Below are 14,491 nucleotides of genomic sequence, written 5' to 3'. Positions count from 1 at the left end.
TCGGCCTCCTGTCTGCTGATGTCAGCTATCAGACATCACTCTGCCAGCCACAATAAATTTATCAAGAAACCCGTCGCCACGGGCTCACACCCTTGATTGGATCAGTCATAGTTGAACCGCTCCGACAGGATGCGCTGAGAAGGCGCCCCCCTCTTGATCAGGTGATCTTCAACGATATCCATCATGATCGTCGGTCCGCACATCACAAAGACCCATTCGCTGAATTCTCTCTCTGAAAAAACGCGATCCATCAGCGCTGAATCGATAAAGCCTGTCTCTCCATGCCAGGTTTCTGGCGGTTCTGACAGCACGTAGACTATGTCCTCCGCATCCAACTCCTCACGATAGGCAATCTGATCGATTACTCTATTCCCATAGATCAACTTCACCGCGCGCGTATCACCGGTCCGGCGCATTTGCCTGAGTATGCCCAACAGCGGTGCCAGGCCAACACCGCCTGCGATGAGAGCGATCCCGGGCTCAGCGCGACCATCGACAGAAAGATTGCCATAAGGCCCGTCAAGATAGGCGACTGTTCCGGTTTTTATCTGGCCAACGGTTCGTGTGAAGTCGCCAAGCTCCTTGATCATGAACGCTATTGCCGGCCCTGCCGCCGGCGCTGAGGAAATGGAAAACGGATTTTCTCGGATCGAGAACGGGGCGTGCCCCACATTCAGCCAGACGAATTGCCCGGCTTTGTAATCCAGCCCAGGATGGCCGTCTGGCTCCACGGTCAATTCCCATTGCTTTGGCGTCAACTGGAGGACGGAGGCCACGCGCCAGGGGCGCTCCTTCTTCAAAAGGGGAACCAGCAAGTAAACCGTAAGCAGTGACCCAACAGCCACTCCAGTCATTGCCAGCCACATCCAGGTCATCACAGGCTCCGATCCGTAACGCCCTGCATACACGGTGTGATGCAACAGAAGAACCGCAATCAAGAGTGCGCCGACCCCATGTAAAAGGCGCCATGTCTCGTATTTGAAGTCCAGTTGGTTGCGCCCGATTGCCAGTAGCACAAGGCTTGGAAGAAGCAGGTAGGCGGCAATGCCTGTCCACAGAGCTGAAAAATCAGTCGTGATGGTCAGTACGCGCGTCGGGTCCCATGGGCGTTGACCACCTGACGGCGTTCCCTGGTAAAGAAACGGGTGCATTAGAGCAAAGACCAGTGCTGCGCGAGCCATGATCTGATGAAACCGCATGGTCACATCCAGCCCAACGCCATTTGAAAAAATCTTGAAACGACCGGACAGAATGAATTCCATGAGGACCATCGAAAAGGCAAGAATCCCAAGGCCCGATGCCAGTTCCTGGTGGAACTGGCGTGGCGGCCCTCCCACCCACCAGGACAGGACTAACGGCAATGTCACAGCGCCAAGGTAAGCAACGATCAAAAAGAGCGATTTCATCTGTCCGGCCTGTTTCCCGTCCTCTGGCCATCCAATCTAGTCCTCCACAGAGACCTTGGCAACGCGAGTTCAGAAGTACCCCAATAACCTGCCAAGGATCAGCGCACTGATCCAGACTACCAGAGACAACATGGCCCCCACCCTCAAGGATAAAGGCATGCGAGCCTTCATCGGCAGGCCCCGTATATCCTGGCGCACCAACACCCGCCCCAGAATCAACGCGTTCGAAACACCCAACAAGACAAGCACTATCTTTGCCTGGAACAACGTTGACCCGGCGTAGTCCACGGCCGCTGTGGCGAATAAAAGCGCACCACATACAACCGCCAACCCCAAACCAATTGCCGATGTGATTCGAAGCACATCGACAAACATCATCACGGGATAGTTGCGCCAAAATCCCAGCAAGCGCAAATCCACTGGCACAATCCCACCGACCAGCAGCGCAACTCCAAAAATATGCCCGGCATTTACCAGCGGGTACATAAATGTGGAATTGCGCAAAGCAGAGACAAACGCCAGATTTTCGACGAAGACCAGTGCTTGCTCAATCATTCCCAGAATCAGGAATCACGATCGGGGTATAAGTTGTAGCTCTTCCCGTCGATCACAACTCGCTCAGCCTTAATCAGCCGCTCGCCTTCTTTGGCGGAACGATGGCCATGCACGGTAATTTCCCGCTCCTGGCTCAACATCTCTTTGCTGAGCCCGACACGGTCGTTACGCCAGGGTTGACCAACTTCCACAACCCATGCCTCACCATCCACATCAATGGTGACCTCGCCATGGGGATTACCAAGACGCACCGACGTGATGACACCAGTTATTTCAAATTCCTCGTCCGTTGCCCAGGCCCAACCGTGATGAGCCTGAGCGGCAGAGGCAGTAAGAACAGCAGCAAGAACAGCAAAACAGAGCAGGTAGGTAAAACGAAGTTGAGGCATATCCAATCCTCTTATCGCAGGTTTATCAGGTTAATCGAACCATAAAGTCCACAACCAGAGATATTCGACAGTTGGAATGTGGCGGAATTCCCTTAAGCCGGGCGACGTTTCAGCATCATGGTGAGTCTCCTGCGTCGGCCACCATTCGGGGTGCTTGTCGCGGATGAAGCCCAGCAACTTCTCACGGACATTCATTTCTGCCTCCCAGCCAGCAAAGGGTTCGGAGGTCATGAGGAAGAAGGAGACTCTCTGGCCTGTCTCGGTCTGCGCAGTGACAAAACACGAGAGCTTGTCATGATGACGTCCACGAAACGCAGCGCGATCAAACCGACGCCCCAGGCCAGGATGGTTATCAGCAGTATGCGGAATGAAGTCGTCGCCACCGCCGAGAAGGACACCACGTAATTGAGCAGGGTCTGGGCCACGAGCGTCATGACGACGAACGCCATGGGCACTCTGATCTGGCCAGCGAAGATGCTGGGTAAGCCGGAAGGCGATCTGGAGGTTGCGCCTTGGCTGCCCTGCCTGGGGATTCTGCCCCGAGGGATCTTCAATGGCGGCATCCTGTCGGCCGGACAAGTTGGAGGCATCGATCCACTCGCCACGCCTGAGAACCGCAGCCAGCTGTCTGGTGAGCTCGAGAAAGCTACGAACCGACTCGCGTGGCGTCTGTCGCTTGACCGCCTCGGGGGGCTTATCGAACCCGGCATTCAACGAATCGATGGAAAACCATCGCATCTCTTTGTCTTCCGGTGTCTGCGCCACGCACAGGCTGGGCAACAAGAGAGCACAGGCCATTCCCTTAAGGGGCTCCTCCACATCAGCCATATGGCGCAGGAGTACCTTTACAGTCGTGCAGTGCATAGATCAGCACGGTCAGACTACATAGGCTTCACCCTGCTCAAAGCGCGTCCGCACCCAGGCAATCTGGGTCTTGGCCGTCGCCAGTTGGTAGTGTGGTGAATCCTTGAACGAAAGCCAACTACCACCCCACACCAGTGGTCCGGCGGCGTATTCAGCAACGGCGTCGTAATCGCTTTCGCTCACTGAGTAGGTGCCATCCTCCCTGAAAATACCAATGTCCCAGGCTATGCCGAAATTATGATTGCTCTGCCCACCCCGCGCTCGCGTGATAACCGGGCCAGGATTGCCGTAGCGCCCCCGGCGAAAGAGCTGATTCTGCTCATCGTAGGTGCGGGTTCCAGAGATGATTTTCACACTTACACCCCGGCTCAATGCCCGAGTCATGAACTCACGAGCCTCCTTTTGAGCCCGGATAGACAGGGACGAAATCTTCTGTTCAGTGCGCCGGTCAAACGCGCCAAGTTTGCGCTTAAGTTTTTCGTATTCGGTATCGAAGGCGTTGCCGGCTGCCTCGGAGATCGGGCCCCACAATCCGTCCAACGCGCCGCGATAAAAACCCTCTGACTTCAGCAGACGTTGAAAAAAAAGCACGTCCTCGCCAAATAATCTGTCGCTCATCCTGAACCTCCCCGGTGTCCAGGCCATTTTGGCGGACCCGAAAATAAATCTGTCCCAGTTTTTATGTCCCGGTTATCAAAATTCCAGCCTCACGCCCAAGCTGAATCTGTCGTTGTCGTGATCGCTGTAAGCCAACAGGCGTTCATAGCTGACAAACGATTGCAGGCCACCCGCAAACACTCCCACCAAACCCACGAGCACATTACCGTAATTGCGATCAGGAGCGTCGTTGTTGTAACTGAATGTATTTCCCGCGCCGGGATCGTCACCCACGAACGAAAAATTAATGTCACGCTGGTCATCCTCGAATTCATGCACATAATCGAGGTACAGCTGAGGCATTAAAACGCCGTAGTCCCAACTGATAGCTTTGGAAAGCTGCACGCCCAAATGCGACGTGAGGGACTTTTCGGTCTGTTCGTCAACGGTTAACGCCAGCGGCTCATCAGTGCCCGATGGATTGTTGCGTTTCACCTTTTCCGTGTAGCCATCAATATCCGTTTTCTTGTATCGCAGCGCGAAACGGGGGCCAATAGTGAGGGTATTCATTGTCATATCGTAGCCGAGTTCGAATCCGGCGTTGATTTCATTCGCGTCGGTTTCACTTTCCAGCACGCCGTTGGCTTCATTGCCACCCATGGTGACTGTTGAATAACGATCGGTTTCGTATTCGTGGTTGTTGTAGCCCAGCGACCACCCCATATAGGCGTTGGTTGCAAAACCATATTCGCCAATAACCACCAATCCATACCTACTGTTATCAAATCCGCCGCTGTCCTCGCCCTGGACTTCACCATCAAAATCGCCATCAACGGTGGCGTAATTCACCGCCACACCAAGGCTGAAATTATCATTGACCAGGTAATCCAGACCCACCAACACCGCAGTACCATCTGACTCGAACCCCTGGCCTTCAATGGCGGTGGCGTCTTTCTCGTGGGATTCGAAGTCCAACGATAGAAACGCGCTTACAGGGCCCAGGTCCACGCTCGCAAGTTCGTTCCGGGTGGCGTCCTGTTTATCCAATGCCCCGATGCTGATCTGCGAAGTTATTGTGCCACCGGTACTTGAATCCGCTGCACCGCCATCGCTACAAAATGAAGCCAGATTGGCACCCATCGGGTCCAGGTTTACACAGCCAAACTTCACGGCGCTATTGACCGCAGTATCCAGACTCTGTGCCGAAAATGCCGATGGCGCGAGCATGAGTGACAGTCCCAGCAAGAGGACGCAAAGCGTCAGCCTGCCGGAGCGTTCGACGTTCTTCACCAGTGCGGAGATGTCCGGCAACAATCCCGGGAAGGTAGCGACCGCTTGTCGAGGGTTTTCCGAGGCGTTGATGACGTTCATGGCATTTGCCTCCCTTGTGAAGCCGGATTCGCGTTCTCCTGCTACAACGGACGACAGTAGTGAACGCCTCTATTATGGCGCATAGCAATTCATTAAAAAGTCAACTTACTTAGCTTATACATGCTTATGGCAGTATAGTTGAGATAGTCACATAAAAACCGTAAATCGGATATTTTTTAGTATTAGGGGATTATTCTCATACCCTTTGTTCAGGGAATATAACGATCATGTTCCAATCCTTTCTAATGACTTTGCTGCGATCCGGGCCCTGTATTATTGCAATACTATTGCTCATCGGCTGCGGCACTTCCCCACCATTCAATCCCAATGGAAAGGGGGCTTTTTCCCCGTCGATTGCCCATGCCGATGACGCAGAGGAGTATTCCGTCGTTAACTGTTTACTGCCTGGTCAGATCCGGCATTTGGGAGGTATGACCTACGTAGGTAAACGGAAACCACTCCAAACAACCGTTGGTGAATGCAAATTACGTGGCGGTGAGTATGTTCTTGATGAACCGGCGAGCTTTCAGGCGGCGCTGAGTATCTGGCAGGAGGCCGCCAATCGAGGCGACGCCGAGGCGCAATATTACACGGGCGAGATTTACGAAAAGGGACTCGCCGGTCAGCAGCCGGATTACCAACTGGCGGCCGCCTGGTATCAAAAAGCGGCCAGCCAGGGCTATAAGCGCGCTGCCGTCAACCTCGGTCGACTTTACGAGCAAGGCCTGGGCGTCAAACAGGATGAAGCAGAAGCCGTGCGCCTCTACCGAAAGGCGGCTGGGCAGGATAAAAACAGTGGTGCATTGTTGATGGAGTCAGCCGTTGAGGCACCGATCATCGACCTGATTGACCCACCGCTGACCATTAGTGGAGGGTCGATCCGCTTATCTCTTCCCGAGGGCGAGCGTCAGCAAATTTCCGGCCGGGCGATCGCTCCGGCTGGACTGCAGTCGCTAACGGTTAACGGCCAATCCGTACCCACCTCCGACAATGGTTTCTTCAGGACCGAGCTGCCCAAATACCGCAGTAGTAACAACGAGATCAGCTTACAAATTGTCGCCATCGACAACCGCAATCAGCGCGCCACGTTGCAGATAATTGTCTCCGCCGGGACTCGGGGCGAGGCACAGCTGTCGAATCAGGACATACTCGCTGAAGGCTTCGGCCGCTACTACGCACTGGTCATCGGTAACGACAAATACCACTACTGGACACCGCTCGACAATGCGGTGAACGATGCCCGCGCAGTAGCGAAACTACTGGAACAGCACTACGACTTCGAGGTCACCGAACTCTACAATGCCGAGCGGTCGGCCATCCTGTCGACCATCAATAACCTGCGCAAGAAACTGACGGAAAAAGACAACTTTCTCATTTATTACGCGGGCCATGGGCATTTGGTAGAGCAACTGGATGAGGGCTACTGGATTCCGGTGGACGCCAAACAGGACGACAACACTGAGTGGATTTCGACCCGGAATATCACCGGTCAACTGAAAATCATGTCGGCCAAACATGTTCTGGTGGTTGCCGACTCCTGTTACGCGGGCACGCTCTCCCGCGGTTCGCTATCCCGCTTGAAGGCCGGCATCTCCAACGAAAAGCGACTGCAATTACTGCAGTCCTTTGCCAGCTCCAGGGTGCGCACCGCGCTCACCTCCGGAGGCGTGCAACCGGTGCTTGATTCCGGGGGTAGCGATCACTCCGTTTTTACCAAAGCCTTTCTTGATGTACTGCAGGAAAATGGCTTGGTCCTCGAAACCGAGCGTCTGTTTCTCGCCATCCGCGAACGCGTATCCGACGCCGCGTTCGATTTGAATGTAAGACAGATACCCACCTATGAACCCATTCACATGGCGGGTCATGAAGCCGGCGACTTTGTATTTGTCCCGCATTAGGAATTTGCCGAGTTGCGGCGAGGAAGGTGGGGGCCTCTACCCGTTGCTAGCGGGGCTCTTGTTGTTTGATCAACCTGGCCGTCGCTTCGGCGTCGTTGTTATCCGGATCGATCTGCAATACGCGATCCAACAACACTTGCGCCTTATCGAACTGTTCCAGCTGCGCATAGACCCGTGCCAGGGTATCCATCACCACCGTGCTGGTTGGATTGATCTGATGGGCGAGGAGCGCCAACGGTAGCGCCAGATCGGGCTCGGTTTGCTGGAGGTAAACCCAGGCGATCTGGTTAAGTGGATTAACCAGATGCGGCAGTTGCTGGCCCGGCATCGACAACGCCAGGTGGTAAGCCTCCAGCGCGCCTGAAAAATCTTCTTGCAGCTCCCTCTGGATACCGGCTTGCAGTAACTGTTCACTGGCTGCAGCGACCAATGCACGCACCTCGGACTCTTTGGGCGGCACAACCGCTGCGGTGCCGTTACCCCGCAAGCGCAAACTTCCAGCGCTCTGTTGTAGCTCTGCAGAGCCTGCGATAGTGCCGGGCGCGGCAGTAGTGATATCCAGCTCCGGACTGCCCTGAATAACCATCACCGAAATCAACACCGCCCCGAAAAGAGCAAAACTGGTACCCGGAGCCGCATTTTTCAGAGTCAATTTGAACCCGCCACCCTCGACGGAGGCATCGGTTTCATCCCTGGACGCCAGACCCTGCAAGAATAAGCGATAGCCGAGCACAATAATCAGGACGCCGGCAGCAATAACTGCCAACCGAAACAGGGTAGCGTAAATCAGAAAGCTGGTTGACAGATCCATGATTTCTGTCCCGTATTGACTAGTTCATATTGGCAGGTCCCTATTTGCAAGTCCATCTGAGCTCAGCTAATCACCATCGCAATCAGCCACCCACCAAACAGAATCGGTACCGACCAGTAATGAAATTCCCGCCACAGGCCCGGCTCCCGAGCCAAGCGGAGCGCGATCAGATTGGCCAGGGAACCGATAGCCAGGCCGAACCCGCCCACCGACACACCCCAGGCCAGGTCACGCCATTCATCTGTGAAAGACGCCAGGAAAATAGCGGCCGGCACATTGGACATGATCTGGGAAGCGAGAACGCCGGCGGTCAACGCCTGCCCGGGCAACTGCAGTAGACTGTTGGCCACATCTTGAACGGCTGGAAGTCCTGCCAGCAGATTCATGTCAATAAACATCAGGACAAAAACCAGCAACAGCAACCAGTCCACACCCAGCAGCAGTCGTCGCCGGTAAAGCAGAAAAAGCACAACAAGCCCGACCGGAGCAATTGCCGCATAACCCAGATCTGCCAGGATGAGAAACGGCATGTACAAAAGCATGGAAACCCAGAATAATCCACGCTCCCGAGGTAAATCGGCGGCAACTGCGGACGCTGAAATCTCCTTTCCGGGGAAGGCCAGAGGCACAATAACGATCAGCAGGAAGGTGAGTGCCAGCGCCAAGGGGGCCATCATAACCGTGAATTCCAGGAACCCGGCTTCGGATGCCTGCCACAGGAAAAGATTTTGCGGATTGCCAATAGGGCTGAGCGCTGAGCCGGCATTCACGGCCAGCGCTTCGAAGATCACCAGTCGGCCCAAGGGAATATCGGCGACCTGGCGAAGGCTCAAAGTCAGCGGCACCACAATGAACAAAGCCACATCGTTGGTGATGACGGAAGCAAGGCAGGCAGAAAAAAGGATCAGAACAATCGCCAGCAACCGTTCACCCCTCACTCGCTGCAAGAGCCACTGCCCTGCAAGACCGAGATAGCCACTCTCCTCCAGCCCCCGACTCAGAATCATGAGTCCCGCCAGCGCACCGACGGTTTTCCAATCAACGAGCTGGTGCAGGGCCCAATCTCGCTCTGGCGTAAAAAATAGCAAGGGAGCCAGGGCGGCCAGAAGGACGATCAGAAGTCTGTCTTCACTGGCCCTGGCGAGGACATGGCGGAACATTGGAATGGATGCCTCAGTGGCGTGAAAGGGCCAGAATCGTCATGGAATGCTTTTACTTTCACCTGGGAACGAAATTTAGCCGCTCTCCTGCCCCGGCGGGCATTCTCCTGTTGTCGCAGGCGCGTGGATTGATTTTTTCAAAGCCAGCACGTCAGCCTGATGGGCAATTTCATTCTCGATAAGATCGGCGAATCGACGCAGCAGGGAGCGGTGCTCCTCGTCGAAGTACCGGGGTTGGTGATCCAGTACGCAGAACCTCTGGTGCAGTATAAGCTTTCTGATTCATGGCTGCCCTGCCCCAAAAACGAGCCCACCATTCCAGTATAAGAGATAAGGAAACCAATGCCACCCTGGCTCTGGCGATTACATGGCACGGGCCAGTCGGTTGGGCGTTCGGCTCGCCGCCACGGGAGTTTTCATCGTAAAAAAACCGCGATCAGAGTCGCGGTTTTCGTCTTCAGGTTACTGCAGTCATTCAGAGCTTACTGAGCAGGCCGAGTCACGTCGTTGGAAATGAGCGTAACCGCTGTCTGCGCCAGTGCCCTGCCATTAAGCACCGCGCCTGACTTGAACACGATACCGGTCTTGCCAAGAATAATGCCATTGAAGGTGGTACCAGCCTGCAGGGTGACTTCACCCGCTACCTGCCAGAACACGTTCTCTGGCAGCGCACCGCCAGTCAGGATAATGGCTTTACCATCTTCCAGCTTGAGGTCCTGGCCGATCTGGAAGATCCAGACGTCGTTTTCAGAACCGTTCAGCGTTACATCAGACGTCACCAGTACACCGGTACCCCATTTGTAGAGGCCGGGGTCCAGCGTCAGGCCGCCGATTTCGCCGGCACCCAGTTCAGTGAAGTCCGGATCAACGCGGGTCTCTGCGTCTGTGTAGGCTGTTCTCATGTTACTGACGGCTGTCGTCAGGTTGGCTGGAGTGGGCGAGGTCATGTTCGCCGCAAAGATCTGGCCGGTAACCAGTGGCGATGTGGCAAAGGTTTCGTCAGCAGAAAGGGTCTCGCTGAAGCCGGTGATCGCCGTGCGGTCGATGGGGCTGACAGCAATATCGCCAGTGATGCTGGTGGTTCCGGTGGTGGAAATGCCGGTCTCGGCCAGAATTACGTAGTTTTCTGCGGTTCCAAGGTCCACGGCCGCAGGGCCTGCGGAGGTATCCGTACCCGTTGTGAATCCGATAGTCACCAGTGCCAGGCTGTTGCCTGCAAGATCGGCGAGGGCTGTTGTCAGGTTCAGGGTATAGTCCGTCGACGCCTCCAGGTCATCCGCTGGGGTGAGCACCACAGTAGTAGGGTTTAAATAGCGCAGATTACCCGACACGACTGGACCGTCCGGATTTTTGCTCAGCTCAAAGGAGTCGGCGGTCAGGGTGTTCGGGTCCATCGCTTCACTAAAAGTAACCTTTACTGTGGTGTTGCGAAGCACATCGATTGCGTCGATTGCAGGGCTGCTGGAGATGACGGTCGGTGATTCAGCATCGGTTGTCGTGCCGGTAGTGAAGGTCCATTGAAAGTCTTCCAGCAGGTTAGCGCCGGATTCATCTTCAGCAGCGGTGGTTACCGTAGCGGTGTAAACTTCGTTGGCGCCCAGCCCGCCTTGATCGATTGGATCGAGTGTCGCGGTGCGGGTACCAGCGTTATAGGTGGCATCAACAGAGACCGCAGGCCCACTTTCACCCTGCAAGGTGAAGCTTTCCCCGGTAAGGCTTGCGCGTTTCATGTCTTTATTGAAAACCGCAACAACCTTGGTATTAGTTCCAACGTCCGTAGCGTTATCGGCAGGACCTGTGGAGGTCACTGCCAGTGTGGCGATGGCAACCGGAGTTTCATCCTCAACGGTGCTGCTTCGGTTGTTGCTATCGTTACATGCAACAAGCGATACCGACATGAGTGCAATGGAAAAGGTCATAATCGACCGGGAGTATTTGTTAAAAATACCCATAATAATTACCTGCTTTTTAAAACCAGCCGTACACGGTGTGTGTAACTACCGGTTGATTGAAGGAGCAACGCGTACTCATTCTCGGAAGCTTTGTGAAGGTTCGAGGTGGTTTTCGAAGACACAGAAGTTTATCTGAATGCGCTTGGTTTGCGCTTTTGGAGAGACCGCGTAATCACACGGCTGGGTACTGTTATACACCCTATTCGGGACAAAAAAAGGTTTTACTAATATTTCTTTTCAGAGTGGCGCCGTATATCACAGCCTCATGGCCATCCAGGTGAAAAACATGCCGCTAAATCACTGTGGAAAATAGATCGGTCCCGGTTTTCTCTTCAATGATGCGCACCCGGCCCATGCGCGTGGCCGTGCGCTAACTCTTCCGGATCGGCGGCACGTACTTCGATGATTTCGATATCGAAGGTCAGGGTTCGACCCGCCATCGGATGGTTGGTGTCGACATCGGCAAACTTGTGGCCGACCTTGGCGACGAGCACATGGCGCGGGCCCTGCTCGGTTTGCACCTGGGCGATCATGCCCGGTTTCCAGCGCTTGGCCCCCATCAAATGCTTGATCGGCACGCGCTGAATGGCATCGGCCTTGCGCGGACCGTAGGCTTTTTCCGGAGCGAGGGTGACGCTGAAGCTTTCGCCGGCGCCACGACCTTCCAGGGCTTCTTCCAGGCCTTTGATAATACCGCCGTGGCCATGCAGATAGGCGTTCGGTTCGCCGGTACGGGAGTCTTCAACAACGTTGCCCTGTTCATCACTGACACTGTAATGGAACAGGACCACCTGATTCTTTTCGATTGGCATAGGGTTCTCTGCTTCGGTTTAAAGTACGCCATTATAAACGGCTGCGGTTTTTCACAAAACTGACTACTATCAAGGTAAGTTATCGCCAGAGACGACGTTACCGTGGGACTGTCGATCAAAAAAACAGAATTCTCGACGAAAGACTTTGAACGTTTTGCTGCCAAGGTCCGAACGGACCTTGCAGCACTTACTCGTCTTCTGGATCGGCCCGACTTTGGTGAGGGCGAGAGCTCTATTGGAGCCGAGGTCGAGTTCTACATCGTAAATCCTGACCTGCGAGTTCACCCCATTAACACGGAAATCGCCGCCAGCGTTCAGGACCCCCAACTGACGGTTGAGCTCAACCGCTTCAATCTCGAATACAATCTCAGCCCCCAGGATTTCAGGGGAGATCCGTTTGCCAGAACAGAACAAGAGCTGCTCGCTGCCATTAGACGAATCAATCAGCACGCCGCACCACTGGGCGGCGAACTGGTACCGATAGGCATTCTGCCCACACTTCGCCAGTCCGATATGGGCGCGCATGTGATGACAGACGAACCCCGCTACCATGCTCTATCCAACGCGCTGCTCAAACAACGCGGCCAGCCATTCAGCATCCATATCGGTGGCAACGATGTCATAGATCTGGAGGCCGACGACGTCTACATGGAAGGGGCAAATACGTCGTTTCAGCTGCACTGGCGTGTCCCCGCCCATCGCTTCGCCGATTATTTCAATGCGGTCCAATTGGTCACGCCTATTGTCCTGGCTCTGGCCAGTAATTCGCCCAGCCTGTTTGGCCACCACCTCTGGGACGAAACCCGTATTGCGCTGTTCAAGCAATCCATCGACAGCCGATCCCCCAATCATAAAAACTGGCGCCACCCACCCAGGGTTTATTACGGAAACGGCTGGGCACGAAGCGCCTGGGAACTGTTTGCGGCCTCAGCCTCGCTGTATCCTCCCATCATTCCAGTGATGTCGGACGAAGACCCGATAGCCATCATTGATCGTGGAGAGGTGCCGAAACTGGCCGAGCTGCGCCTGCACCAGGGAACCACATGGCCCTGGAACCGGGCTATCTTTGATCATGCAGACGGCGGTCATCTACGCATCGAGATTCGCTCTATGCCTGCAGGTCCGACTGCCGTTGATATGTGTGCGAACGGACTGTTCGTGATCGGGGCTGCGTTGGCAGTACTCGATGACATCGGTCATCTGACGTCGATACTGCCCTTCCATTACACCGAACACAATTTCTACCGCGCAGCCAAATATGGCATTGGCGCAGAAATCATCTGGCCGCACAGGGATCAGGTTCAATTGCAGGATACGCCCCTGTTAACCGTGGCCCGTGAGCTGCTGCCGCGTGCCCGGGAAGCATTGAAACGAACAGACGTCGACGAGACGGAAATTCACCGCCTGCTGGGAATTATCGAAGGCCGCATTGAAACAACCATGACTGGCGCCCGGTGGCAGCGCAACATTACTGAGTCTTTTTTTAAATCCCTGAGCCCCGATGAGGCATTCCGGAGTATGCTGGCTCTTTACATGGCCAACCAGAAGAAAAACATCCCGCTCCATGAATGGACACTGTCACCGTGAGCAACTCAAACGTACTCGATTACCTGAATGACCCGTCACCCCGGACGCTCGGTCGCTCCCCCCTTGAGTGGCTGGACCGACTGCACAAGCCCACGGTTGTGCATGTTACCGGTCGCGACCGCTCCCGTACCCGGGCTATGGCAACGCTTCTGCACGGCAATGAGCCTTCGGGGCTGTTTGCGCTTCATCGATGGCTACTTGAGCAACACACGCCCGGGGTCAACATGCTGTTTCTCCTGGGGGGCGTCTATCCCGCGAAGATTCTACCCGCGTTTTCACATCGCCAGCTGCCCGCAGGGCGCGACCTCAACCGGTGTTTCAAAGAACCTTTCGATGGGGAAGAAGGTGCCATCGCACAAGCCATGCTGGCCGAGCTTCAAAAAGTGAAACCTGAGTGCCTGCTGGACGTACACAACACCTCAGGCACAGGCCCGGCCTTCGCTGTTACCATCACCAATGACGCCGCACATCAGGCGCTGACCTCTCTCTACACCGACCGCCTCATAATGACGGATCTTCGTCTGGGGGCGCTGATGGAATATTCCGAACAGGAGGTACCCACGGTGACCATAGAGTGTGGTGGGGGGCAGGATGATAAAGCTCATCAACTGGCGTACGAGGGTCTCGTTCGATATACCTCAAGACCCGACGTGTTGACACTGGAAGAAGCAGAGTGGGATGTCGCGGTACTGCGAAATCCGATCCGGGTGGAGCTGGCCCCCGAAGCGACCATAGAATATCGCCTTGAGCCGACCGGTCACGCTGACCTGACGTTTCCGCCAGACATCGAACACCGCAATTTTGGAATTGTTTCCCCAGATGAGCCTCTGGGATGGATCGGAAAAAAGGGCCTCAGCATACTCAACGCGATAGGTCACAACCGGACCGAGAACATGGAGCAGGTTCTTCGAGTCGAGGATGGACAGATCTACCCCGCCCAGGCCATCAAAGCCTTTATGATTACCACCAACCCGGTTATTGCGAAGAGTGACTGTCTGTTCTATGCGGTCAAAGCAACGGGCGAACCCATTTTCTAGAACCCGAAGAATCCAAAAAAGAAAAAATGGTTTTTCGACAGTCCTAATAGGC

At 54.9% G+C, this 14,491-nt stretch carries 13 protein-coding genes; 3 read left to right on the top strand and 10 right to left on the bottom strand.

The genetic code is table 11. The annotated features are described in order from the left end of the window. Positions 1-101 precede the first annotated feature (101 nt). From M8010_RS06850 to M8010_RS06825, 6 genes are all read right to left on the bottom strand, one after another. The gene (locus M8010_RS06850; protein WP_250089840.1) at positions 102-1,406 is read right to left on the bottom strand and encodes a ferredoxin reductase family protein; all 1,305 of its coding nucleotides are present in this window, start codon (positions 1,404-1,406) and stop codon (positions 102-104) included. Between the two features lie 69 nt (positions 1,407-1,475). Further along, positions 1,476-1,961 carry a hypothetical protein gene (locus M8010_RS06845; RefSeq protein WP_250089839.1) on the bottom strand — a complete coding sequence of 162 codons (486 nt, stop codon included), beginning with the start codon at positions 1,959-1,961 and terminating at the stop codon, positions 1,476-1,478. Positions 1,962-1,969: 8 nt separating this feature from the next. After that, entirely contained in the window at positions 1,970-2,350 is a 381-nt protein-coding gene (locus M8010_RS06840) for a DUF6152 family protein (RefSeq protein WP_250089838.1), read from the bottom strand. Positions 2,351-2,380: 30 nt separating this feature from the next. Then, positions 2,381-3,148, bottom strand: coding sequence for a hypothetical protein (locus M8010_RS06835; RefSeq protein WP_250089837.1), 768 nt, complete (start codon positions 3,146-3,148; stop codon positions 2,381-2,383). 78 nt (positions 3,149-3,226) lie between these two features. Further along, positions 3,227-3,832 (bottom strand): M15 family metallopeptidase, encoded by a 606-nt coding sequence (locus tag M8010_RS06830; RefSeq protein ID WP_250089836.1) that lies wholly within the window; start codon positions 3,830-3,832, stop codon positions 3,227-3,229. Between the two features lie 75 nt (positions 3,833-3,907). Continuing rightward, entirely contained in the window at positions 3,908-5,182 is a 1,275-nt protein-coding gene (locus M8010_RS06825) for an autotransporter outer membrane beta-barrel domain-containing protein (protein ID WP_250089834.1), read from the bottom strand. A 227-nt stretch (positions 5,183-5,409) separates the two neighbouring features. On the opposite strand from M8010_RS06825, the gene M8010_RS06820 reads away from it, so the two are divergent. After that, complete coding sequence (locus tag M8010_RS06820; RefSeq protein WP_250089833.1) at positions 5,410-7,080, top strand: caspase family protein; 1,671 nt, start codon at positions 5,410-5,412, stop codon at positions 7,078-7,080. A gap of 46 nt (positions 7,081-7,126) precedes the next feature. Here the strand turns inward: M8010_RS06820 and M8010_RS06815 are convergent, their stop codons facing one another. The 4 genes from M8010_RS06815 to M8010_RS06800 all read right to left on the bottom strand — a co-directional run bounded on the left by M8010_RS06815 (position 7,127) and on the right by M8010_RS06800 (position 11,815). Then, a complete protein-coding gene (locus M8010_RS06815) occupies positions 7,127-7,891 on the bottom strand; it encodes a tetratricopeptide repeat protein (protein ID WP_250089831.1) in 765 nt (254 codons plus the stop codon). Between the two features lie 62 nt (positions 7,892-7,953). Then, complete coding sequence (locus M8010_RS06810; RefSeq protein ID WP_250089828.1) at positions 7,954-9,051, bottom strand: SLC13 family permease; 1,098 nt, start codon at positions 9,049-9,051, stop codon at positions 7,954-7,956. Positions 9,052-9,533: 482 nt separating this feature from the next. Then, complete coding sequence (locus M8010_RS06805) at positions 9,534-11,003, bottom strand: ice-binding family protein (protein ID WP_250089827.1); 1,470 nt, start codon at positions 11,001-11,003, stop codon at positions 9,534-9,536. A 332-nt stretch (positions 11,004-11,335) separates the two neighbouring features. Continuing rightward, positions 11,336-11,815 (bottom strand): FKBP-type peptidyl-prolyl cis-trans isomerase, encoded by a 480-nt coding sequence (locus M8010_RS06800; RefSeq protein ID WP_250089825.1) that lies wholly within the window; start codon positions 11,813-11,815, stop codon positions 11,336-11,338. A gap of 102 nt (positions 11,816-11,917) precedes the next feature. On the opposite strand from M8010_RS06800, the gene M8010_RS06795 reads away from it, so the two are divergent. Both M8010_RS06795 and M8010_RS06790 read left to right on the top strand, forming a co-directional pair. Beyond that, positions 11,918-13,402 (top strand): glutamate-cysteine ligase family protein, encoded by a 1,485-nt coding sequence (locus M8010_RS06795; RefSeq protein ID WP_250089824.1) that lies wholly within the window; start codon positions 11,918-11,920, stop codon positions 13,400-13,402. Continuing rightward, positions 13,399-14,439, top strand: a complete 1,041-nt coding sequence (locus M8010_RS06790) for a M14 family metallopeptidase (RefSeq protein ID WP_250089822.1) — start codon at positions 13,399-13,401, stop codon at positions 14,437-14,439. The genes M8010_RS06795 and M8010_RS06790 overlap by 4 nt, the downstream gene beginning before the upstream one ends. Positions 14,440-14,491 lie beyond the last annotated feature (52 nt).

It is taken from the genome of Marinobacter sp. ATCH36, from assembly GCF_023555055.1.
Classification (GTDB): Bacteria; Pseudomonadota; Gammaproteobacteria; order Pseudomonadales; family Oleiphilaceae; genus Marinobacter.
Note: the sequence above shows the minus strand (reverse complement) of the source record. Positions and strands in the feature narration are given on the sequence as shown.

Coding starts and splice junctions, on each gene's coding strand:
- M8010_RS06850 (WP_250089840.1), bottom strand. CDS start 1,406: ATGAAATCGCTCTTTTTGATCGTTGCTTACCTTGGCGCTGTGACATTG.
- M8010_RS06820 (WP_250089833.1), top strand. CDS start 5,410: ATGTTCCAATCCTTTCTAATGACTTTGCTGCGATCCGGGCCCTGTATT.
- M8010_RS06810 (WP_250089828.1), bottom strand. CDS start 9,051: ATGTTCCGCCATGTCCTCGCCAGGGCCAGTGAAGACAGACTTCTGATC.
- M8010_RS06800 (WP_250089825.1), bottom strand. CDS start 11,815: ATGCCAATCGAAAAGAATCAGGTGGTCCTGTTCCATTACAGTGTCAGT.
- M8010_RS06830 (WP_250089836.1), bottom strand. CDS start 3,832: ATGAGCGACAGATTATTTGGCGAGGACGTGCTTTTTTTTCAACGTCTG.
- M8010_RS06845 (WP_250089839.1), bottom strand. CDS start 1,961: ATGATTGAGCAAGCACTGGTCTTCGTCGAAAATCTGGCGTTTGTCTCT.
- M8010_RS06815 (WP_250089831.1), bottom strand. CDS start 7,891: ATGGATCTGTCAACCAGCTTTCTGATTTACGCTACCCTGTTTCGGTTG.
- M8010_RS06840 (WP_250089838.1), bottom strand. CDS start 2,350: ATGCCTCAACTTCGTTTTACCTACCTGCTCTGTTTTGCTGTTCTTGCT.
- M8010_RS06825 (WP_250089834.1), bottom strand. CDS start 5,182: ATGAACGTCATCAACGCCTCGGAAAACCCTCGACAAGCGGTCGCTACC.
- M8010_RS06835 (WP_250089837.1), bottom strand. CDS start 3,148: ATGGCCTGTGCTCTCTTGTTGCCCAGCCTGTGCGTGGCGCAGACACCG.
- M8010_RS06805 (WP_250089827.1), bottom strand. CDS start 11,003: ATGGGTATTTTTAACAAATACTCCCGGTCGATTATGACCTTTTCCATT.